We start from the raw sequence: 21,760 nt of genomic DNA, 5'->3' as shown, positions 1-21,760 counted from the left end.
CGCCATTGAGACGACGACGAAAGTCGGGCGGGGATCCGTCTCGGTGAATGTGTCATTACGGCGGGAGAAATGGTGCGCGCGGTCGCGACGATCGTCGGTTCTCGGCGGGCGTTCTCGTCTCTACTCTGGCCGGAAGATCGTCGGCCAAGAATGGAGAGGAGCGCGGCATGCGCACCACGCGACGGGCTAGCCGAATACTCATGGGGGCGGCGGCCGCGTTGGCGGCAACGCTGGTGGTGAGTGCGCCCGCCGCGCTGGCGCACGACCCGGAAACCAAGGAGGGCGCCGCTGCGATCGCCGCGTTCATGGCCGATCACGAACCGGCGGAACGCACGGCCGCGGTCACCGGTGCCGAGGTGCCGTGTGAGAACGGCATGGCGGGTGACTATCCGTGTAAGAATGTCGATCTGCAAAGCGTGTTGCCGCTGTCGGACATCGGCGGCGGGAACGGCAACGACATTTGGGGCTGGACCGACGCCAGCACCGGCAAGGAATACGCGATCATGGGGCGCACGAACGGCACCGCGTTCGTCGACGTCACCACGCCGACCTCGCCGGTCTACCTCGGTAACCTGCCCTCGCACAATGGCACCAGCAGTTCCTGGCGCGACGTGAAGGTCTACAACGACCACGCCTTCGTTGTCGCCGATGCCATCAGTGGTCACGGAATGCAGGTCTTCGATCTGACCCGGCTGCGGAACGTCACGTCGCCACAGACCTTCACCGAAGACGCCCACTACAACGACTTCGGCCCCGCGCACAACATTGTCATCAACACCGACAGCGGCTACGCCTACGCGGTCGGTTCGGACACGTGTAATGCCGGTCCGCACATCGTCGACATCTCGACGCCCAAGTCTCCGGTCGCGGCCGGCTGTGTGGGCGGTGACGGTTACACCCACGACGCGCAGTGCGTGAACTACGCGGGCCCGGACGCCGACTACGCGGGCCGTGAGATCTGCATGAACTCCAACGAGGACACGCTCACGATCGAGGACGTGACCGACAAGGCCAACCCGGTCCAGGTGTCCCGCACCGGCTACAGCGGTGCCAACTACACCCACCAGGGCTGGTTCACCGAAGACCAGCAGTACTTCGTGCTCGACGACGAACTGGACGAGTCCAACAATCGGCGTGACCAGCGCACCCGCACCTACATCTTCGATGTGTCCGATCTGGACAACCCTGCCCACATCGGCACGCACATCGCTGATGTGACCGCGATCGATCACAACCAGTACGTCAAGGGCGACCACGTCTACCAAGCCAACTACCAGGCCGGACTCCGCATCCTGGACGTCACCGGTGTGGGCAGCGGGTCGCTGTCCGAGGTGGCCTACTTCGACATCTACCCGAGTGGGGACGCCGCCGAGTTCAACGGTGCCTGGAGCGTGTATCCGTACTTCGACAGTGGCACCGTGATCATCAGCGGCATCGAGCAGGGCCTTGTCGTCGTCAAGCCGGACCTCAGCGGCAGTGCGACCACTGAGTTCAGCAGCACCGACTCGGTCCGTATCAAGGCGGGCAGCACTGTGACCAGCGCGATCGACGTCAGCGGCATCGACGGCAGCGCGCCAACCGCCCTTGAGGTCGCACCGGAGATCACCCACCGCACGCCGAGCGCGCTCGTCATCGACCTGGTCGCCCCGGACGGCGCGGTGTACCCGCTCAAGGCTGACGGCGAGGCGCTGCAACCGTCGTACACGGTGGACGCCTCGGCGTCGCCCGCGTCCGGGACCTGGCAGCTGCGGATCACCGACACCCGCAATGGCGGGAAGCCCGGTGAGCTGACAAGCTGGTCGCTGCGGTTCTGATATGGCGGTATTGCGCGCCATCGCCGCGCGGTACGAGATCGTGCTCGGGGTCGTCGGTGTCGTGCTGGTCGGCATCCTGATCACGGCCGCGGTGCGCTCAGGGGACGACCCGCAGGGACCCGAGTCGGACGGCGTGATCGTCCACGGTGACGGGCTGGCCACGTCGCACACCGGCTATCGCCTGGCAGCCGGCGTCCTCCCGGGGGAGACCGGGAAGCGGGTGCCGGTCGAGTTCCAGATCCTCAACCCGTCCGGCAGGCCGCAGACCGAGTACCTGCCGTACCGGACGAAGCGGATGCACCTGCTGGTACTGCGCGACGACACGTCCGCCTACCAGCGGGTGTCTCCGACGCTCGACGGTGACACCTGGCGCGCCGAGATCACGGTGCCGGACGGTGGCCAGTACCGGATCTTCACGATCTTCGTGCCGAAGGGCGAGCCGGAGGACGAACACCCGACCGTGCTCGGCGCGCCATTCGTGGTGCCGGGTGACACCGAGTTCGTGCCGATGCCGGAGCCGCGCGCGGAGGTCGAGGTTGGCGGCGTCACCGTGACCCGTCCGGACGGTCCGGCGCAGCCACCCGTCGACACGCCGGTCACACTGCGGTTCCGGTTCACCGACGGCAGCGGCAAGCCGATCGACCTCGAACCATACCTCGGCAACTACGCGACGATCTGGGCGTTCAATGGCATGACCCTCGCCGCCCACGACGTTCAGCTCACGCAGCAGGTCGGTGATCCGCTGCCCGGCGGTGAGCTGAGCGGCACGGTGGAGTTCGACGAGCGCGGTGAGCACCGGGTGTTCGTGGAGTTCCAGGTGGATGGGGAGGTGCACGTCGCGGCGTTCACGGTGTTCGCTACCTAGTTCGCCGCCTACCTTGCCGCGTAGCTGGGCTGGTCCCAGTCCGCATAGGACGTCCACGCCCCCAGGCTCGCGGGGCTGTCGAAGTGGCGATGCTCGCCGGAGACCGGGTCGGTGAACGCGAGCGTCTTGGCCAGTAGTTGCAGCGGCCTGCTGAAGTCGTCGAGCGGTGTCTCGGTCAACGTTGGGTAGAACCGGTCGCCCAGGATCGGGATGCCGAGGCTCGCCAGGTGCAGCCGGATCTGGTGGGTGCGCCCGGTCGTGGGGACGATCCGGTAGCGGCCGATGTCGCCGCGCCGTTCGACGAGCTCGACGTGCGTTTCCGCGTTGGGTGGGCCTGCCACCTCGCGGGCCGCGATGACGCCGCGTTCCTTGACGATGCGGTTGCGGATCGTGGTCGGCAGCACCAGGTCGTCGCGCACTGGTGCGATCGCCTCGTACTCCTTGTGCACCCTGCGGTTCGCGAACAATGTCTGGTACGCGCCGCGCAGTTCGGGGCGGATCACGAATACCAGCAGGCCCGCGGTCACCCGGTCCAGCCGGTGCGCGGGGCTGAGTTCCGGCAGGTCGAGCCGTTGCCGCAGCCGCACCAGCGCGGTTTCCAGCACGTGCTTGCCGCGTGGGATCGTGGCGAGGAAGTGCGGCTTGTGCACCACGAGCAGGTCGTCGTCCTGGTGCAGGACGTCGATGTCGAACGGCACTTCCACCTCGTCCGGCAGGTCCCGGTGGAACCAGACGAAGGAGTCCGGCACGAACGGCGCGTCGCGCGAGAGCGGGCCGTCGATGCCGACGAAGCGCTGTTCAGCGAACATCGCGTCGATGCGCTCGGGCGCGACCGGCAGTCGGTCGACGAGGTGGTCCCGCACCGTATGCCACGGCCCTTCGGCGGGCAGCTTCAGCCGCGCGGCATCGAGGCCATGCCGCTTCGGCAACGGGGACTGCAGGCGTTTGCGCATCACAGCCAGCGTACGGGGCGGTTCACTCGGAGGTGCCGCCCACTCGCAGCGGACAGCGGTCTCGGGCATGGTGGAGGAATGAGTGATGCGCTGGTCCGTCCACGTGAGGGAAAGATGATCGCCGGGGTGTGCGCCGGGATCGCCGATCGATTCGGCTGGAACGCCAACACCGTGCGCTTGGTGTTCGTGATCTCGTGCCTGCTGCCCGGGCCGCAGTTCCTGCTCTACATCGCGCTGTGGGTCTTGATGCCGAAAGAGCGTTAGGCATCACCGCACCCCGCGCGGCCGGAACTGGATGCTGATGCGCGGCCCGACCGGCTTGGCCGTCTTCGGCACGGCGTGCTCCCAGGTGCGCTGGCAGGAGCCGCCCATCACCAGCAGATCGCCGTGGCCGAGCCGGTGCCGCAGCGTCCGCCCGCCGCCACGCGGGCGCAGGAGCAGGTCACGTGGCGCGCCGATCGAGATGATGGCGACCATGGTGTCCTCGGAGTCGCCCCTGCCGATCCGGTCGCCGTGCCAGGCGACACTGTCCTTGCCGTCTCGATAGAAACACAGGCCCGCGGTGCGGAACGGCTCGCCGAGTTCGGCGCGGTACCGCCGGGACAGCGCCGACTTCGCGTCGGCGAGCACCGGATGGGGCAGTTCGTCGTCCTCGTCGTAGAAACTGAGCAGCCTCGGGACATCGACCACCCTGTCGTACATCGGACGGCGTTCGGCACGCCACGGCACGTGCTCCGCGAGCTGGTCGAACAGCAGGTCGGCCCCGGTGAGCCAGCCGGGGAGCAGGTCGATCCACGCGCCCTGGCTGAGCGGGCTGCGTTCGGTGCGGTTCAGCGGGCGCAGTGCGGGCGCGGTGGCATCGCCCACGGCGTCCAGCAAGGACCCTTGCAGTGCGACGGACATGGCACCACCATATCCCACGATGTCGAACACGTGTTCGCTTACGCTGGCGATGTGTCGCGAGTACGTAGGGTGCGACACGCCGTTAGTGCGGCTTTCGGGTGCTCTTAACTGACTTAACCGAGCTTCCAGGTTATGCTCATCCGCGATGAACCGGAGGTGAGGGTGTCATGGCACGCAACGCTCGGCGCCAGCTCGCGCAACGACTGCGCGAGCTGCGTGAGTTCGAGCTGGGGGAGAAACTGACCCAGGACGGGCTCGCGGCCGCGCTGTCCGGGCGTAAGCGGCTGTCCGGCGCCGCCGTCTCGACGTGGGAGAACGGCGAGAGCGAGAAGCGGCCGTCTGATGAGCGGATCGTGCAGTACGCGCTGCTGTTCAGCACGCCGGACAACCTCAAGCCGGAGCCGCACGTGCCGAGTGAGTCTTCGCTTGACAAGACCGCGCGGGAGCAGTTCTACGCGTTGCGCAGGGAGCTGGCGCGGCTGCGCGACGAGGCCGAGCAGGAAGCCCGCAGGGAGCGCGCGCCTGGCCCCGCGCGGCCGGTCGTGAACGAGATGTGGCGGCACGACCGCGACGAGGAGATCGTCGTGGTCACCTCAGAGGTGCCGGAGGACGAGCTGCCAGGGAGTGCGCGGGCGGGCAGCGTCAACTACACCCGGCTTGCCAGATACGGCCACATTGACGCGTTCTTCGAGATGTACATGCGGATCGCCGAGCTGGGCTACCGCAACCGGCGGCATCGTTCGGCCAACGACCGCGGCATTGACCCGGCCAGCAACCTCGTGCTGGTTGGCGGCCCGTCGAACAACCGGATGACGCGCAACGTGATGCGGTTGCTCAACCTGCCGTTCCGGCAGCACATCGGGCACGGCGACGAACCGGAGACGTTTCTGCTTGACGGCGCCTCCGAGGGCACCGAGCTGGGTCCGGTCATGGCGGACTTCGAGGACGGCGAACGGGAGCTGATCGAGGACGTCGGGCTGTTCCTGCGGGCGAGCAACCCGACGAACCCCGCGGTCGACATCACGCTGTGCACCGGGTGTCACCCGGCTGGCGTGCTGGGCGCGGTGCGCAGTTTCACCCATCCCGACGTCGTGGCGGACAACGTCGAGGCCATTCGCGCCGAGGTGGGCGGGCTGACGAACTTCTTCGTGCTGTTCCGAGTGCCGGTTGTCAACGGGAGGGTGCCGCCGCAGCGGCTCCGGCACACGATGATCATGGCGTCGGGCATCGGAGTGACGGCGACCGGTTCCCGGTAGCGTGAGATGTCCGCGGGTAGGCGACTCTGCTGGAGTGCCTGCCCGCGGACGGGTGGTCAGCGGTCCGCTGGCTCGGTGGCGACCTGGGCCTTGTCGCTGACGGGTGTGTCGGCGGGCAGGTCGATGGCGCCGGTGAAGGACGCGACCTGGATCAGCCCGAGCACCATGAGCGCGAGCATCCCTGCCAGCAGGAGCTTGAGCGACTCGCGCCAGAAGGCGACGGCGATAAGGGCGAGAAAGGCGATGGTGGCGAGCATGGTGATCTCCAATCGGCCGGGCCGACCAGTTCCTCCCCGCGGGCCGACCGCCACCATGGCGATGCGTGGATACCGATCAGCCAGCTAGGTCTGGACGCGCATCATGTTCAGTGCCCCAAAATGTGGGTTGAGTTGCCGGTTTACGTTGGAAAGTTAACCATCTCAGGGGGTCAAGTCGAGGTCAATGGGTAAAAATGGGCATCACTCGGTTAGCGCAGCAACCGGAACGGGCGCCCCGCGGCCGCTCTGACGCCGGGAAGCGCAGGTCGCGGCGGCGCCGTGGGTGTGGCGTAGCCAATACCTCACGCTGTGCGATGCGCGTGCGAATACCCCGCTCGCACTAGACTGCGATGCGGCATTCAGCGCAACTCAGGCGCGGGCGCACACCGGCGAACAACCGGAATGAGAGCCACCATGGTGAATCGGTGGCGAACGGCGGAAAGGATCGGCATGCGAGTGGAACCCGATATCGTGACCGGCCCACTCGGACGGTTGGTGGCCTACGCGCAGAACGGGCTCGAAGTGCTGCGCTTCGGCGGCCTGGACACGGGTGAGCGGCCGTCGCCGTACGAGGTGGTCGAGCGCGGGCCGATGTTTCGGCTGCGCCGCTATTATCCGGACACCGTCGGCTCTGCCAGCGCGGGAGAAGGCGACCGGCCACCGATGCTGCTGGTGCACCCGATGATGCTCGCCGCGGACGTCTGGGACGTCGCGCCGTCCAGCAGTGCCGTCACCGCCTTGCACGAGGCGGGCATCGACCCGTGGGTGGTGGACTTCGGCGCCCCCGACAAAGAGTCCGGCGGACTCGACCGCACGCTGACCGACCACGTCATCGCCGTCAGCGAGACGATCGACCTGGTTCGCAAACACACCGGCAGAGACGTCCACATCGCCGGATACTCGCAGGGCGGCATGTTCTGCTACCAGGTCGCCGCGTACCGCAAGGCCCGCGACATCGCCAGCGTCATTACCTTCGGCGCGCCTGCCGACATCCTTGCTGGCGCGCCGCTCGGGCTGTCCGAGGAGGTGCTGACCAAGAGCGCCGAGTTCCTGGCTGACTACGTTTTCAGCAGGCTCGCGCTGCCGAGCTGGGCCGCACGGCTCGGGTTCAAACTGCTCGACCCGGTCAAGTCGGCCCGTTCGCAGGTCGATTTCCTGCGCCAGTTACACAACCGCGACGCGCTCATCGGCAGGGAACGGCAGCGCCGGTTCCTCGAAGGCGAAGGCTGGGTGGCGTGGTCCGGCCCGGCGATCGTGGAGCTGCTGCGGCAGTTCGTCGTGCACAACCGGATGATGACCGGCGGCTTCGCGATCGGTGACCGGCTGGTGACGCTGGCCGACATCACCTGCCCGATCCTCGCGTTCGTCGGCGAGGTCGACGATATCGGCCAGCCCGCCGCCGTGCGGGGCATCGGCAAGGCCGCGCCGAAGGCCGAGGTGTTCGAGTTCGCCATGCGCGCGGGGCATTTCGGGCTGGTCGTCGGTTCTGCGGCGAGCAAGACGACGTGGCCCGCCGTTGTTGACTGGATCCGCTGGCGCGAAGGGCATAGCCCCCGACCGGACGGCGTCGCACCGCTGAGCAGCGAGCCGACTGCCACCACCCGCTCGTCCGACATGACGTCGCGAATCACCTACGGCTTCAACCAGCTCGCCGACGTCGGTCTCGGCGCGACCAAGAGCATCGCCGCGCGCGCCACCGAGGCGGTGCGGACGTCCCGCGAGATCACGGCGGAGGCGGTACACACGCTGCCGAGGCTGTTCCGGCTCGGCCAGATCCAGGGTCACACCAGGGTCTCGTTCGGCAAGCTGCTCGCCGAGCAGGACACGCACAACCCGGACGGCGAGTGCTTCCTGTTCGACGGCAGGGTGCACACCAACGCCGCTGTCGCCGAGCGCATCGACAACGTGGTGCGCGGGCTGATCCACGTCGGCATCCGGCAGGGCGACCACGTCGGCGTGCTGATGGATACCCGGCCCAGCGCGCTGGTCGCGATCGCGGCGCTGTCCAGGCTCGGCGCGGTCGCCGTCCTGCTGCCGCCCGCCGCCGACCTGTCGACGCCGGTGCGGCTCGGCGAAGTGTCCGAGATCATCGTCGACCCGCAACACGTGGACACCGCCGTCGCGACTGGCTGCAAACTGCTGGTGCTCGGCGGCGGGGGCGGCGAGCGCGAGATCCCGATGGCCACCGGCACGAACGCCAACGTCGTCGACATGGAGCGCATCGATCCGGGCGCGGTCCGCCTGCCGCACTGGTACCGGCCCAACCCGGGACTGGCGAAGGATCTTGCGTTCATCGTATTCAGCCGGTCCTGCGGGCACACCGAGGCGAAGCTCATCACCAACCACCGTTGGGCGCTGTCCGCGTTCGGCACCGCGTCGGCCGCCAAGCTCACCAGTCGCGACACCGTCTACTGCATCACCCCGCTACACCACCCGTCCGGCCTGCTGACCAGCGTCGGCGGCGCGGTGGCCGGTGGGTCGCGCATCGCGTTGTCGCGCGGCTTCGACCCGAAGCAGTTCGACGCGGAGGTGCATCAGTACGGCGTCACCGTCGTCTCCTACACCTGGACGTTGCTGCGGGAGCTGGTCGCGCGACCGGAACCGCCAGGCGGTGAGCCGCACCGGCCTATCCGGCTGTTCCTCGGCTCCGGCATGCCGCGGGGGCTGTGGCGGCGGGTGCTGGCGCGGTTCCGCGGCGCGAAGGTGCTGGAGTTCTATGCCTCCACCGAGGGCGACGCCGTGCTGGCCAACCTCTCCGGCGCGAAGGCGGGCGCGAAGGGCAGGCCGCTGCCGGGCAGCGCGGAGGTGCGGCTTGCCAAGTATGACCCGGTGGCGCGCAGGCTGGTTGAGGATGAACGGGGCTACGCGGTGCCGTGCGCGCAGGGTGAGGTCGGGTTGTTGCTAGCCAACCCGAGGGTGGACATCGATCCCACCGCCCGCAGGTTGCGCGGCGTCTTCGCGTCCGGCGACACCTGGCTGGCCACCGATGACCTGTTCGTCGCGGACAGCGATGGCGACTACTGGCTGGTCGACAACATCCACACCGTGATCAGGGCGGCGCGCGGTCCCGTGTACAGCCAGCCGATCGCCGACGCCCTTGACGATCTGCCCTCGGTCGACGTCGCCGTCGCTTACGGCGTCCGGGCGGGAGACCACGACATCGCGGTCGCCGCGGTGATGCCGTGGCAGGGTGCGGAGATCGTCCCCGAAGACGTCACCAAGGCGCTCGCGGAGCTGCCCGAGGACCAGCGGCCGGACGTCGTGCACGTCGTGGACGACATGCCGCTGACGACCTGGCACCGCCCGAACTCCGCCGCGCTGCGTGAACAGGGCGTGCCGACCGATCGGGGCTGGTACTACGACGCCGCAGAGGACGCCTACCTGCCGCTGACCGAAGACGTCCGCACGAGGCTGAGCTAAGGAGGGCCGCCGGGGTGCCGGGGGACCGGACGGCACCCCGGCGGCAGGGTGCCGGGCCTTACCCGGCCGGTGGGGTCCAATCAGCGGGCACGAAGCCCTCGCGGATGCGCTGTGGGTGGTTGCCGACCGGCACCCGCGCGATCTCGGTCTCGGTCTTGTAGTCGATCACCGACATCTCGTCGGTGCCGCTCCAGGAGAGGTAGCAGCGGGTGCCGTCCTTATTGGACGTCGCCCAGTACGGCTTGCCGTCCTCGGGGCGGCTGACGATGGTGTGCCGGAACGTCTCGCGGTCCACGATCGCGGCGTAGTCGTCCATCGTGCCCGCGACGCAGAGCTTGGTGCCCTTGCGGTTCATCGCGAGGCCGTGGTGTGCCGAGTCATTGACGTACTGCTCGCGCGGCATGTCCGGTACCAGGTTCGGCAGGTTCGCCACGCGGGTGACCTTGCCGGTGACGGTGTCATACTCGACGAAGCCGTGGAAGAACGACACCTGGAAGTAGAAGTAGCGTTCGTCAGGGGTGTGGGCCATCGGCCGGATCGCGGAGCTGATGTCGGGGTAGCCCGCCTCGTCCAGCTTGTCGCGCAGGTCGAAGCGTTCCAGGATCTCGTGGCTGTCCGCGTCGACGACCTGGAAGATCCGCTCGCCCTTGGTGGTGTCGAACGCTGGCTGGTCCAGTGGGGTGTAGACGAGGCCGATGCTGGCGTGGAAGATGCGCTCGCCGTCGGCGGAGTAGACGTTCTCGTGCGGGGTGTCGCCGGACGGGAAACGGCCGACCTCCTCGCCGGTGTCGACGTCGAGCACGTGCACCAGGTTCGCGGTGGACGCCGAGACCGCGACGTGCTCGCCGTCAGGGGAGAGCGCCATGTGGTCGGAGCGCTGGCCGTCGACCTCGAACCGCCAGGCGATCTCGCCGGTGCGGGTGTCGATGCCGACGACGTCGGCCAGGCTGGGCCGGGACGCGACGAGCAGCCTGCCGTCGCGGGTGCTGTACATGTCGTCGACGTACTGGTCGTTGCCCTCGCCGGGACCCATCCTGATCGCGAGGAAGTACGCCAGCCGCACCGGGTTGGTGTAGATCTCGAGCATCCGCTGCTCGATGTCCGGGATGGCGTCGATCTGGCCGAGACCCTCGTAGCTGCCGGGCTCGATCACCTGCACGGTGCCGTCCCAGTTGTTGCCGACGAAGATCACCGGCTGCGTCGTCGCCGGTGTGGCGGGTGTGCTGCCAGACGCGGGCGCCGACCCGAGTGCCGCTATCGCGGCGACCGCGGTGACGGCCGCGGCCAACCGCGCGAGCAGGCGTCGAGGCGAGCGAACGGTCACGTCGGTCCTTTCTCGGCGGAGCGTCTCAGTCCGTTCAACGCACGAGCCACGCGAAAGATACGCGGAAGTGATTCATATATTTCGTGCGGTGGTTGCCGGGGCCAGGACGTCGTAGCGTGAGAGGCCTGAGATCGAGCGTGAGGAGCAGTCATGGTGGAACGGACGAAGTACATTCTCGATGAAGCGGATATGCCGACCCGCTGGTACAACGTGATCGCCGACCTCGATGTCCCGCCGCCACCTCCGCTGCACCCGGGGACCGGCGAGCCGGTCGGGCCGGACGATCTCGCGCCGCTGTTCCCGCCGGCGTTGATCGAGCAGGAGGTCACCACCGAGCGCTACGTCGACATCCCGGAAGACGTGCTGGAGGTCTACCGGCTGTGGCGGCCATCGCCGTTGTATCGGGCGCGCAGGCTGGAGAAGGCGCTCGGCACCCCGGCGCGGATCTATTACAAGTACGAGGGCGTCAGCCCGGTCGGCTCGCACAAGCCGAATACCGCCGTACCGCAGGCGTACTACAACGCCGCCGAGGGCGTCGCGAAGCTGACCACGGAGACCGGCGCTGGGCAGTGGGGCAGCGCGCTCGCGTTCGCGTGCGCGACGTTCGGGCTGGAGTGCGAGGCGTGGCAGGTGCGGGCGTCCTACGACCAGAAGCCGTACCGCAAGATCATGATGGAGACCTACGGCACGACCGTGCACCCCAGCCCGTCGAAGCTCACCGAGGCGGGCCGTGCGGTGCTGGCCGAACACCCCGACTCGACCGGCAGCCTCGGCATCGCGATCAGTGAGGCGGTCGAGATGGCCGCGAAGGATCCGAACGCGCGGTACGCGCTGGGCAGCGTGCTCAACCACGTGCTGCTGCACCAGACGATCATCGGTGAGGAGGCGCTGCGGCAGTTCGAGCAGGCGGGTGACACCCCGGACCTGATCGTTGGCTGCACCGGCGGCGGGTCGAACTTCGGCGGGCTGACGTTCCCGTTCCTGCGGGAGAAGCTGGCTGGCAGGCTGAACCCGGTGATCCGCGCGGTCGAGCCCGCCGCCTGCCCGTCGCTGACGCGCGGCACATACGCCTACGACTTCGGCGACACGGCCGGTCTGACGCCGTTGATGAAGATGCACACCCTGGGCCACGACTTCATCCCGGACCCGATCCACGCTGGCGGGCTGCGCTACCACGGCATGTCGCCGCTGCTGTCGCATCTGTACGAGCTGGGAATGTACGAGGCGCAGGCGTTTGGTCAGCGGGACTGCTTCGCGGCGGGGGTCCAGTTTGCCCGCGCCGAGGGCATCATCCCCGCGCCGGAGCCGACCCACGCGGTCGCCGCGTGCATCGACGAAGCGTTGCGTTGCAAGGAAACCGGCGAGGAGAAGGTGATCCTCACCGCGCTGTGCGGGCACGCCAATCTCGACCTGCCCGCGTACGGCTCGTACCTCTCGGGCGAGATGGTGGACAACGAGCTGAACGAGGCCACGCTGCGGGAGTCCCTGGCGGCGTTGCCCGCCGGGGTGTGAGGGTTCGGGCAGCGCGGCGTGGGCGCGGCTTGCCTTCGCCTCGCCCCAGATGTTGATCAACTCCCTGCGCGCTGTGACCACATCTGCGTCCGTTTTGTCAGGCCTTGTGGTAATAACGCGCAGGAAGTAGATCAATTCGCCGCGCTGCTGGCCTTCGCCGATACGGCCGACCAGCAGACCCGCACGGGTCGGAGCCAAGGAAGCGTGAGATGACAGCAGAGTTCACAGAGATCCGGTCGGTGGCGTCATGATCGGGACGGTGATGGACTTCGCCATCCAGGAGCGCGCCGAGTTCGCGGACTTCCTGGAGACACTGTCGCCGCGGCAGTGGGACGAGCCGAGCCTGTGCGACGGCTGGCGAGTTCGTGACGTCGTCGCCCACGTCATCAGCTATGACGAGCTGGGTTGGCGGGGGACGTTCCGGCGCTTCGCCCGTGGCCGGTTCACACCGGGCAAGGTCAACGACGTGGTGTGGCGGAGTACTGGCGCGATCCGAGCGAGCTGATCGAGTTGTTCCGCACCCATCAGCGGCCACGTGGGCTGCCCGCCGCGTTCGGCGGCCTGATCGCGCTCGTGGACGGCATGATTCACCAGCAGGACATTCGGCGCCCGCTCGGCATGCCCCGCGACATCCCCCACGAGCGGCTCCGGACCGCGCTGCGGTTGGCGCTGCTCGCACCGCCGATCCGTGCGTTCATGCGGGCACGCGGTCTGACGCTGGTCGCTACCGACCTGGACTGGTCCCGAGGTTCCGGCCCCGAGTTGCGTGGTCCCGGCGAGGCCCTGCTGATGGCGCTCGCCGGACGCGGCCACGCCATCGAGGAGCTGTCCGGCCCCGGTCAGGCGCTGCTCGCCGAGCGGTTGTGAGGGAACTCGGCGTCGGGAGCGACGAACACAGCGTCCGGAACGTCGGACACGGCGTCGTGAGTGTCGGACACGGCGTCGTGAGTGTCGGACACGGCGTCGTGAGTGTCGGACACGGCGTCGTGAGTGTCGGACACGGCGTCGAGAGTGTCGGACACAGCGCGGTGGGTTACTCCCGGAAGAGGACCCGGGCGATGATCTCTCGCTGGATCTCGGACGCGCCCTCGTAAATGCGGGGCGCGCGGACGTCGCGGTACAGGTGCTCCAGCGGGTGCCCGTGCTCCAGCGCCCGCGCGCCATGCACCTGGATCGCGACGTCCACCGCGCGCTGCGCGGTCTCGGTGGCGAACAGCTTCGCCATGGCCGATGTCTTGGCGACGTCCGCGCTGCCAGCGTCATAGGCGGTCGCCGCGTGGTAGACCAGCAGCCGGGCGGCCTCGACCTGGGTCGCGATATCGGCGAGTTGGTGCGACACGCCCTGGAACTCTCGCAGCGGCTTGCCGAACGCCTCCCGCGCGCCGCAGTGCGCGACCGCGGCGTCCAGCGCCGCTTGCGCCATGCCGACCGCGAACGCGCCCACGCTCGGCCGGAACAGGTTCAGCGTGTCCATCGCGACCCGCATTCCGCCACCGACCTGGCCGAGCACCGCCTCCTTCGGCACGTACACGCCGTCGAAGGCCAGTCTGCCGATCGGATGTGGCGACACCAGCCGGATCGACTCGCCCGAGAGCCCATCGGCGTCGCCCGGCACCGCGAACGCGGTGATGCCTCGTGCGCCCACGCCAGGATCGGTGCGGGCGAACACCGAGTACACCCCGGCGTTCGGCGCGTTGGAGATGTACGACTTCTCGCCGGTGAGCCGGTAGCCGTCGCCGTCAGGGTCGGCGGCCAGTTCGAGCGCGGCCACATCGGACCCTGCCGCCGGTTCGGTCAGCGCGAACCCGGCCGCGATCTCGCCGGACGCGACCGGTGGCAGCCAGCGCTGGACGACGTCCGCTCCACCTGCCAGCAGGATCGGATACGCCCCGAGACCCTGCAGCGCCAGCGCGGTCTCCGCTTCGGTGCAGTACCGCGCCAGTCCCTCCCGCAGCAGACATAGGTCCATCGCGGACACCCGCTCGAACCCGCCGTCCTCGGCGTGCCGGAACACCCTGCCCAGTAAGCCGTGCGTCGCCAATGCCGCCAGCAACGGCCGGTTGATCGCGCCGTCGCCCGCGGCGCCCGCCATGGGTGAGAGGTGGTTCTTCGCCTTGGCCTCGGCCACGTCCCGCAGCGCCTGCTGCGCGTCGGTGAGCATCACGATCCACCTTCCTGGATGACGGCGGTGCCCAGCAGTTCGATCATCGCGTCGGCGTCGAACAGCTCCGCCACCCCGAACAGTGCGATGGCGGGGTAGTGGCGGCCGAAGTGCTTCCGGTAGAGCGTGCCGATCGCGCCGAGCGAGTTCTTGTACGCCGCGACGTCGGTGACGTAGATCAGCAACTGCACCAGGTCGCGTGGCGTCGCGCCCGCCGCGCGCAGCGCCGTCCCGACATTGCCCGCCGCGACGTCGAACTGCTCAACCATGGTCTCGCCCACAATGGACCCTTCGGAGCCCTGCGCGGTCTGCCCGCCGAGGTAGACCGGCGTGCCCGGCGCGGCGACGACGGCGTGCGCGAACCCGGCAGGGCGCGCGAGGCCCTCGGCGGTGACGATCCGATGTGAGGTCATCACGCCCCCGTCCACTGTGGATTCCGGCCCTGCTGCCATGCCCGGTAGAACTCCCGATGATCGTCGCTGGTCATCAACAACGCCTGCGTCGTAGCCTCCAACTCAAGCGCGCCGGGCAGGTCCATGTCCAGCTCCCGGCTCAGCAGCACCTTGGTGGCGGAGTACGCGAACGCGGGTCCGTCCGCGAGCCGCCGCGCCAGCGCCGTGGTGGTCGCGGGTAGCTCGGCGTCGTCAACGACCCGCGTGGCGAGCCCGATGCGGTCGGCCTGTTCCGCACGCACCGTGTCGCCGAGCATCAGCAGCTCGGTCGCCCGGCCCAAACCCACGAGCCGGGGGAGCAGGTATGCCGAGCCCATGTCCGCTCCGGCGAGCCCGACCTTGGTGAACAGGAACGCGAACTTTGCCGATGTCGCCAGCAACCGGAAGTCGCAGGCCAGCGCGATCACCGAGCCCGCGCCCGCCGCCACGCCGTTGATCGACGCGATCACGGGCAGCGGGCACTCCCGCAGCGCTCGCACGACCGCGCCCGTCATCCGGGTGAACTCCAGCAACTGCTTGGCTGGCAGCTCCTGGAGCACGCCGATGATCTCTTCGACGTCGCCGCCGGAGCAGAAACCCTTGCCCTGCCCGGCGATCACCACGACCTTGGCATCGCCCCGGTGCGGCAGCTCGGTGAGCAGGTCCCGCAGGTCGGCGTAGACGTCGAAGGTGAGGGCGTTCAGCTTGTCCGGCCGGGTGAAGGTCACCGTCGCCACGCCGCCGGAGATGTCGACGTCGACATGCTCCCAGCGGTCGGTGAACCCCGCCGATGCCCGGAATCCTCCGGTCGTCCGCTCAGCTGACACTGATTCCTCCTCCATCCAGTACCAGGGCCTGGCCATTGATCGCCGCAGCCTCCGGCGCGGCGAGGAAGCTGACCGCGAACGCCACCTCGTCGGGTTCCAGCAGCCGCCCCAGTGGGCTCGCTGTCGCCAGCGCCTCGATGGCGTCGGCCTCGCCGCGGCCAGTTTTCGCCGCGATGCGTTCGACCGAGCGGGTGGTCATCTCGGTGCGCACGAACGTCGGGCACACCGCGTTCGCGGTGATGCCGGTCCCGGCGACCTCGGCGGCCACCGTCCGCATCAGACCGACCGAGGCGTGTTTCGACGCGGCATAGCCCGCCGTGTAGCGCGCGCCGGTCAGCGCTGCCGTCGACGCCACGGTCACGATGCGGCCCATGCCGCGCTCACGCATCCCTGGCAGTACCGCGCGGGTGCACAGGAACGCGCCCGTCGCGTTGACGTCGAGCTGCGCCTCCCACTGCTCTAGCGTGGTCCGTTCCACCGGAGCGCTCGCGGACATGCCCGCGTTGTTCACCAGCACGTCGATGTCGCCGACATGGGCGAAGTATTCCGCGACGGCGGCCTCGTCGGTGACGTCGCAGTCGGCGTGCGTCGCGGCGAACACCTGGTCACCTGCCTCGGTGAACCGCCGCGCGACCGCGGCGCCGATACCTGTGCCGCCACCGGTCACCACCACGACCCTGCTCGTCACGGCGTCTCCTCGAACGCCGTCAGCGCGCGGCGGTCCAGCTTGCCGTTGCTGGTGCGCGGGAGCTCGGTGATGAACCGGACGTCGCGGGGCCGCTTGTGCCCGGCGAGTCGCTGCTTGGCGTAGGAGATCAGCTCGTCCTCGGTCGTCGTCGCACCTTCCCGCACGACGACGTACGCTCTGGGCCGCACCAGGCCTTCCTCGGTGTGGCCGATGACGCCGCACTCCACGACGTCAGGGTGACCGATCAGGCAGTGCTCGATCTCGCTCGGCGCGACCCAGATGCCGCTGACTTTGAGCAGGTCGTCCGCGCGACCGTGGTGGTGGTAGTGGCCGCGTTCGTCCACACTGAACAGATCGCCGGTGTGCACGGTGTCGCCCCGGAAGGTGCGCGCCGACTTCGCTGGATCGCGGTAGTACTCCCGCGCGATCGTCGGTCCGCTCACCTCAAGCACGCCCACTTCGCCGGTGGGGACCTCGTTGCCGTCGTCGTCAACGACGCGGGCTCGATAGCCGGGCACCGGGGTGCCGACGTCGCCAGGCGTGGCCTCGCCGGGCCGTTGCGAGAGATAGATGTGATACGCCTCCGAGGATCCGACGCCGTCGATGACGTCCACCCCGACACGCTCCTGCCAGGCGCGCAACAAATCGGCGGGCAGCGCCTCACCAGCCGAGGTGCACAGCCGCAGCGAACTGAGGTCCGCGTCGGTGATCGCGGGGCTTGCCAGCATCGCGGACATCATCGTTGGCACGTTCACCAGGATCGTGGCCCGATGCCGCCGGATCAGCTCGAACAGCAGCTCCGGGGTGCTGCGCTCGGGGAACAGGATGCCAGCCGCGCCCACCGCGAACGGATACAGCGCCACCAGGTCGCGGGCGTAGCCGAAGAACAGCTTCGGCACCGCGATCACCCGGTCGTCGGCCCGGATGCCCAGCACCGATTTGGCGTAGGTCTCGTAGCTGGCCAGCGACGCGCCCGCCGTGTGCACGCACGCCTTCGGCGCCCCGGTGCTGCCGGTGGTGAACTTCCAGATCGCGACGTCGTCCACTGTGGTCGGCGCGGGGTCGAGCCGCTCGGACGCCTGCGCCAGCGCGGTCGACAGCGCCAGCTCGTTGGCACCCTGTCCGGCCCGCAGCTCGGTGTCGTCGTGGGCGAGCACGAGCAGATGCGCCGGCGTCCTGCCCAGCGCACAGGCTTCTCGGACGGCATCGAGCGCCACGGTGTCCACGATGACCACGTCCGCCTCGGTGTAGCTGAGGAAGTGCGCGTAGTCCTTGGCGGGCAGGAAGGTGTACGCCTCCGCGGTGACCGCGCCGATCTTCTGTGCGGCGTACCAGCAGGCCACGAACTCCAGGCTGTCGGAGAGGATCAGCAGCACGCGGTCGCCGCGCGCGACACCGAGATCGAGCAGCACGTTGCCCGCCCGGTTGACCAGCGCGGCCAGCTCGGCGTAGCTCGTGGTGGTGTCGTCGTGGATCAGCGCGGTGCGCTCGCCGGTGCCCTCGATGAGGTGCCGGTCGACGAAGTAGCTGGCGATGTTGAACCTGGCGGCCATCGGCATCACTCCCTGACCAGCGCATGAATCGTCTCGACGAGCATGGCCGCCAGCATGTCGAATGTCGTCGCGCCCTCGGCGGCGCTGGCCTCGGCGGGCGCGCCGCAGTAGGCGTCGGGCATGCCCATCGCGGTGAAGCCGGTTTCGCCGCGCGCCATCGCGGCGGGCATGTCCACCGGTACCTCCGGCAACGCGCGCATCCGCTCGACGTCGACCAGCCCGGGACGCTCGGCCAGTACCAGCGACGTCTCGTACCGGCCCGCATGGCAGGACCCTGAGCGGAACTCCTCGGTCAGCCGCTCGGCGTTGCGCCTGCGCACCAGGTCCAGGTGGCCGATGGTGATGCCGTGTTCCGCCGCGACCGTGGCCACCGCGCGGCGCACGGTGGCGACCTGTTCCGGCTCGAAGTGGTTGTTGACCAGCACGATCCAGCGCAGACCGTGCTCGATCAGCGACGCGCAGATGTCGACAAGCTGCGCGTGCAGCGTGTCCTCGCTGACCCCGACCGCGCCCGCGAACCCGGCGGCATACCGGGTAACGCCGTAGGGCAGCGGCGGCAGAAGCAGCACCCGCACCTCAGGGTCGTCGGCCAGGTCCAGCGCCGCGCGTTCGCACATGCCGGTGGAGATGAACTGGTCCGTCGCGAGTGGAGCGTGCGGGCCGTGCGGCTCGACCGCGCCAAGCGGCAGCAACAGCACCGGGATGCGGGACGACTCCCGCAGCGCGGCGACCTGCGGGGAAGTCAGCTCGGCGAAGTAGGTGGGTTTGGTCATGCCGCCCTCCCCGATGTGAGCGCCGCGGGCTCGGTGAGGAACTCGGTGACGCACAGGTCCGCGCGGCCAGCCGCGAGCACCGTGTTGACCGCGTCCACCGTGGTCAGGTGGCCGCCGACCATGGTCGGCACCCGCGCGCCGTTGCGCACCTGGTCGCTGAGCGTGTTGAGGTAGCCGCGCCGGTACTCGGGGGTGCTTTCCGCGACGGTCTGGCCCGCGACGACGTGCACCAGATCGACGCCTGCTTCGCGGAACGCGCGTGCCGCCGCCACGCCGTCATCGGCGGTCATCCCGCCGCGCGCCCAGTCGGTGACGGTCAGCCGCACGGCGAGTGGGCAATCGTCCGGCAGGGCCGCGCGCACCGCGCCGACCACCTCCAGCGGGAACCGCAGCCGGTTGTCGACCGCGCCGCCGTAGTCGTCCGTGCGGCGGTTGGTGAGCGGCGACAGGAAGCTCGCCAGCAGATAGCCGTAGCCGCAGTCCAGCGCCACCAGCCCGCAGCCCGCCTCGACCGCGCACCCGGCGGCGGCGACGAAGGCGTCCCGCACCTCGGCGAGGTCATCCGAGGTCATGGCGTTCGGCGGCTGGCTGCCCTTGCCGAACGGCAGTGCCGACGGCGCCAGTAGCGGCCACGCCTCGGCCTCGGGCAGCGGGATGTCGACGCCGCGGTCCGGTGGCCGGGTGGCGCCCCTGCGTCCGGCGTGACCGAGCAGCACCCCGAGCGCGCTGCCCTCGGCGTTCGCCTCGGTGACGGCGGCTCGCAGTCGAGCGGTGTCGGTGTCCGTGCGCAGCGTGGGGGTGTCAGGGTTGACCCTGCCGCCGGGGGTCACCGCCGTGAGCGGGGTCAGCACCAGGCCGGCGTCCCCAGGCGTGGCACTGACCATGCGGTTGGCAAGTCGCAGTCCGCGCAGCGTCATCGGGGTGAACGCGGGCGGAGGGGCGACCGCCCGCTCGGCCGATCCGGTGGCGAACCAGACGTCGACGCCGCGCACGAAGTCGGCGTCCCGCTGGGCCAGGTTGGTGTGGCTGATGCGTCCGCTGCGGGTGAGCAGGTTGACCGCGAACTGCGGCGGCGCGAGGTGGGTGTGCTCGTGAACACGGGAGAAGTACTCCGCCGAGTCGGTCGCCGCCTGCTGGAAGCGCTCCACAACGGGTTTGCGCTCGCGTTCGTAGTGCACCAGGGCCGCTTGGATCGCGGCCGGGTTGTCGCTGCCGTGCCGGACGAACGCGGCGGCGAGCGCGATGGCATCCTCCATGGCGAGCTTGGTGCCTGAGCCGATGGTGAAGTGCGCGGTGTGGGCGGCGTCGCCAAGCAACACCACCGGCGTGTCCGCGATACGGGCGTGCCAGGACCCGTTGCGCACCAACGGAAACCGCATCCAGGTGGACTTGTTGGACAGCAGCCGGTGCTCGCCGAGTTCGTCGGCGAACAGGTGCTCGCAGAACGCGATGCTGTCCGCTTCGGACATCTCATCCAGCCCGGCCTCGCGCCACGTCGTCTCGGGACACTCCACGATGAACGTGCTGGCGTGCTCGTCGAACGGATAGCCGTGCACCTGGAACAGCCCGTGTTCGGACTCGGCGAAGATGAACCGGAACGCGTCGAAGACGAGGTCGGTGCCGTACCAGATGTAGGTGCCGCCCTGCGGGGTGATCGTGGGCCGGAATGTCTCGGTCGCCGTCTCGCGTACCACGCTGCGCACTCCGTCCGCGCCGACCAGCAGATCGGTGTCGGCGCACAGTTCCATGACGCCAGCTTGGCCGTCGATCTCGGTGCCGAAGCGCTGCGTCACTCCCAGCTCGGCAGCCCTGCGCTGCAGGATGGCCAGTAGTTGTTTGCGGGCGATGGCCGAGAACGCGTGGCCGCGCGAGCGCAGCACGGTGTCCCGGTAGGAGATGTCGATGGCGTCCCAGCGGGCGAAGGTGTCGGTGATGTCGAGGTAGCTGGCGTAGTCGGCGTCGCGCAGCGCGCCGAGGGTCTCCTCCGAGAACACGACGCCCCAGCCGAACGTCGCGTCGGCGGGGTTGCGCTCCAGCACGGTGATCTCGTGCGGCTGCTCGGCCTTGGCCAGCAGGATGCCGAGGTACAGCCCTGCCGGACCCGCGCCGACGATGGTGACCTTCATCCGATCACCTCAGCGAGCCGGTCGATCTGGCCCACATCGGACACCGTGGGCAGCAGCACCAGCATCTCGCAGCCCTCGGCGGCGTAGCCGCGCACGAAGTCCTTGATCGCCCTGCCTGTGGTGAGGTTGGCCGATGCGATCGTCTCCGCGAACGGACCCGTGAACGCGTAGTAGTCGCGCAGGTAGTCCCGGCCTGCCTGGACGGTGTCGTCATCGCCGAGCGCGAAGTAACCCTGCGCCCACAGCCGGGGGGTACCCGGCCTGCCGAGGTCACGCCACGCCGCCTGCGCCTTGGTCGCCGCCGAGGCGAACGCGCGGGGCGGGCCGCCGCCGTGCGCGTAACCGTCGGCGTAGCGGGCCATCCGCGCGAAGGCGGGTCCGCTGTTGCCACCGACCAGGATTTCGCCTGGGTAGTCGCTGCCGCGCAGGTGAGCGAGCTGTTCCGAGAGCAGCGCGCCCCTGCGGCTGTGGTCCGCACCGGCTGCCGTGTAGTCGTCGTGGCGAGCGCCGATGCCGAGCCCGAGCGTGAACCGGCCGTCGGCGAGCCGGTGCACCGCCTCGGCCTGCTTCGCCAGCAGCGCGGCAGGGCGCAGCGGGCCGATCGCGATCATCGTCGCGAGCTGGATGCGGTCGGTGACCGCAGCGACGGCCGACAGCGCGGCGAACGGTTCGAGGCTGTCGTAGACGAGCCGGTCCAGCACGGCCAGTGAGCCGAACGGGCCCGCGTCAGCGCGGCGCGCCCACTCGGTGAGCAGTGCTCCGGTCGTGCCCGGAGTGGTGTTGGGGAGCCCGACCCCGATCTCCATGAACGTCACATTACAGCGGAGCGGGTTGCTATGTATAGAGTTGAGGTGTGCAGGCAGACGGTGCGCGAGGGACGCGCTTCGACCCGACCCC

Annotated in this window: 21 protein-coding genes; 8 read left to right on the top strand and 13 right to left on the bottom strand. The window is 69.2% G+C overall.

All coding sequences use genetic code 11. The features are described 5' to 3' along the window. Positions 1-167 precede the first annotated feature (167 nt). Positions 168-1,814, top strand: a complete 1,647-nt coding sequence (locus tag AMYHA_RS15405) for a choice-of-anchor B family protein (protein WP_034271994.1) — start codon at positions 168-170, stop codon at positions 1,812-1,814. A gap of 1 nt (position 1,815) precedes the next feature. Further along, positions 1,816-2,679 carry a hypothetical protein gene (locus AMYHA_RS15400; RefSeq protein WP_051399966.1) on the top strand — a complete coding sequence of 288 codons (864 nt, stop codon included), beginning with the start codon at positions 1,816-1,818 and terminating at the stop codon, positions 2,677-2,679. An 8-nt stretch (positions 2,680-2,687) separates the two neighbouring features. Here AMYHA_RS15400 and AMYHA_RS15395 read toward each other — a convergent pair whose 3' ends face one another. Next, positions 2,688-3,632, bottom strand: a complete 945-nt coding sequence (locus AMYHA_RS15395) for an RluA family pseudouridine synthase (protein ID WP_034271992.1) — start codon at positions 3,630-3,632, stop codon at positions 2,688-2,690. Between the two features lie 78 nt (positions 3,633-3,710). Here AMYHA_RS15395 and AMYHA_RS15390 point away from each other — a divergent pair, with 78 nt between their 5' ends. After that, complete coding sequence (locus tag AMYHA_RS15390) at positions 3,711-3,896, top strand: PspC domain-containing protein (protein WP_034271990.1); 186 nt, start codon at positions 3,711-3,713, stop codon at positions 3,894-3,896. Positions 3,897-3,899: 3 nt separating this feature from the next. Here the strand turns inward: AMYHA_RS15390 and AMYHA_RS15385 are convergent, their stop codons facing one another. Further along, entirely contained in the window at positions 3,900-4,535 is a 636-nt protein-coding gene (locus AMYHA_RS15385; protein ID WP_034277427.1) for an alpha-ketoglutarate-dependent dioxygenase AlkB, read from the bottom strand. A gap of 167 nt (positions 4,536-4,702) precedes the next feature. Between AMYHA_RS15385 and AMYHA_RS15380 the strand changes: the two genes are divergently transcribed. Next, positions 4,703-5,791, top strand: coding sequence for a hypothetical protein (locus tag AMYHA_RS15380; RefSeq protein WP_034271988.1), 1,089 nt, complete (start codon positions 4,703-4,705; stop codon positions 5,789-5,791). Positions 5,792-5,847: 56 nt separating this feature from the next. Here the strand turns inward: AMYHA_RS15380 and AMYHA_RS15375 are convergent, their stop codons facing one another. Further along, on the bottom strand, positions 5,848-6,048 hold the full coding sequence (locus AMYHA_RS15375; RefSeq protein ID WP_157362141.1) for a hypothetical protein: 201 nt from the start codon (positions 6,046-6,048) through the stop codon (positions 5,848-5,850). Positions 6,049-6,498: 450 nt separating this feature from the next. Here AMYHA_RS15375 and AMYHA_RS15370 point away from each other — a divergent pair, with 450 nt between their 5' ends. Further along, positions 6,499-9,468: an AMP-binding protein gene (locus AMYHA_RS15370; protein ID WP_034277424.1), complete on the top strand. Its 2,970-nt coding sequence runs from the start codon at positions 6,499-6,501 to the stop codon at positions 9,466-9,468. 58 nt (positions 9,469-9,526) lie between these two features. Here the strand turns inward: AMYHA_RS15370 and AMYHA_RS15365 are convergent, their stop codons facing one another. Next, a complete protein-coding gene (locus AMYHA_RS15365; protein ID WP_034271984.1) occupies positions 9,527-10,792 on the bottom strand; it encodes a YncE family protein in 1,266 nt (421 codons plus the stop codon). A gap of 150 nt (positions 10,793-10,942) precedes the next feature. Here AMYHA_RS15365 and AMYHA_RS15360 point away from each other — a divergent pair, with 150 nt between their 5' ends. From AMYHA_RS15360 to AMYHA_RS15355, 3 genes are all read left to right on the top strand, one after another. After that, positions 10,943-12,304, top strand: a complete 1,362-nt coding sequence (locus tag AMYHA_RS15360; protein ID WP_034271982.1) for a TrpB-like pyridoxal phosphate-dependent enzyme — start codon at positions 10,943-10,945, stop codon at positions 12,302-12,304. A 247-nt stretch (positions 12,305-12,551) separates the two neighbouring features. Next, on the top strand, positions 12,552-12,809 hold the full coding sequence (locus AMYHA_RS28305; RefSeq protein WP_330760487.1) for a maleylpyruvate isomerase family mycothiol-dependent enzyme: 258 nt from the start codon (positions 12,552-12,554) through the stop codon (positions 12,807-12,809). Continuing rightward, positions 12,776-13,171: a maleylpyruvate isomerase mycothiol-dependent enzyme family protein gene (locus tag AMYHA_RS15355; protein WP_330760485.1), complete on the top strand. Its 396-nt coding sequence runs from the start codon at positions 12,776-12,778 to the stop codon at positions 13,169-13,171. Before AMYHA_RS28305 ends, AMYHA_RS15355 begins: the two co-directional genes overlap by 34 nt. On the opposite strand, the gene AMYHA_RS15350 is transcribed toward AMYHA_RS15355, so the two are convergent. The 9 genes from AMYHA_RS15350 to AMYHA_RS15310 are packed head-to-tail and all read right to left on the bottom strand — an operon-like array spanning position 13,144 to position 21,669. Beyond that, on the bottom strand, positions 13,144-13,305 hold the full coding sequence (locus tag AMYHA_RS15350; RefSeq protein ID WP_157362139.1) for a hypothetical protein: 162 nt from the start codon (positions 13,303-13,305) through the stop codon (positions 13,144-13,146). The genes AMYHA_RS15355 and AMYHA_RS15350 overlap by 28 nt on opposite strands. 32 nt (positions 13,306-13,337) lie before the next feature. Then, entirely contained in the window at positions 13,338-14,465 is a 1,128-nt protein-coding gene (locus tag AMYHA_RS15345) for an acyl-CoA dehydrogenase family protein (RefSeq protein ID WP_034271978.1), read from the bottom strand. Further along, on the bottom strand, positions 14,465-14,878 hold the full coding sequence (locus tag AMYHA_RS15340; protein ID WP_034277421.1) for a RidA family protein: 414 nt from the start codon (positions 14,876-14,878) through the stop codon (positions 14,465-14,467). Before AMYHA_RS15340 ends, AMYHA_RS15345 begins: the two co-directional genes overlap by 1 nt. After that, positions 14,878-15,723, bottom strand: coding sequence for an enoyl-CoA hydratase family protein (locus tag AMYHA_RS15335; protein WP_034271976.1), 846 nt, complete (start codon positions 15,721-15,723; stop codon positions 14,878-14,880). Before AMYHA_RS15335 ends, AMYHA_RS15340 begins: the two co-directional genes overlap by 1 nt. Continuing rightward, entirely contained in the window at positions 15,713-16,411 is a 699-nt protein-coding gene (locus tag AMYHA_RS15330) for an SDR family NAD(P)-dependent oxidoreductase (protein WP_034271974.1), read from the bottom strand. The genes AMYHA_RS15335 and AMYHA_RS15330 overlap by 11 nt, the downstream gene beginning before the upstream one ends. Next, positions 16,408-17,964 (bottom strand): benzoate-CoA ligase family protein, encoded by a 1,557-nt coding sequence (locus AMYHA_RS15325; RefSeq protein ID WP_034277418.1) that lies wholly within the window; start codon positions 17,962-17,964, stop codon positions 16,408-16,410. Before AMYHA_RS15325 ends, AMYHA_RS15330 begins: the two co-directional genes overlap by 4 nt. Before the next feature lie 5 nt (positions 17,965-17,969). After that, positions 17,970-18,737, bottom strand: coding sequence for a creatininase family protein (locus tag AMYHA_RS15320; RefSeq protein ID WP_034271972.1), 768 nt, complete (start codon positions 18,735-18,737; stop codon positions 17,970-17,972). Beyond that, complete coding sequence (locus tag AMYHA_RS15315; RefSeq protein WP_034271970.1) at positions 18,734-20,863, bottom strand: oxidoreductase; 2,130 nt, start codon at positions 20,861-20,863, stop codon at positions 18,734-18,736. Before AMYHA_RS15315 ends, AMYHA_RS15320 begins: the two co-directional genes overlap by 4 nt. Further along, a complete protein-coding gene (locus AMYHA_RS15310) occupies positions 20,860-21,669 on the bottom strand; it encodes an LLM class flavin-dependent oxidoreductase (RefSeq protein WP_034271968.1) in 810 nt (269 codons plus the stop codon). Before AMYHA_RS15310 ends, AMYHA_RS15315 begins: the two co-directional genes overlap by 4 nt. Positions 21,670-21,760 lie beyond the last annotated feature (91 nt).

This window comes from Haloechinothrix halophila YIM 93223, assembly GCF_000504245.1.
Taxonomy (GTDB): Bacteria; Actinomycetota; Actinomycetes; order Mycobacteriales; family Pseudonocardiaceae; genus Haloechinothrix_A; species Haloechinothrix_A halophila.
Note: the sequence above shows the minus strand (reverse complement) of the source record. Positions and strands in the feature narration are given on the sequence as shown.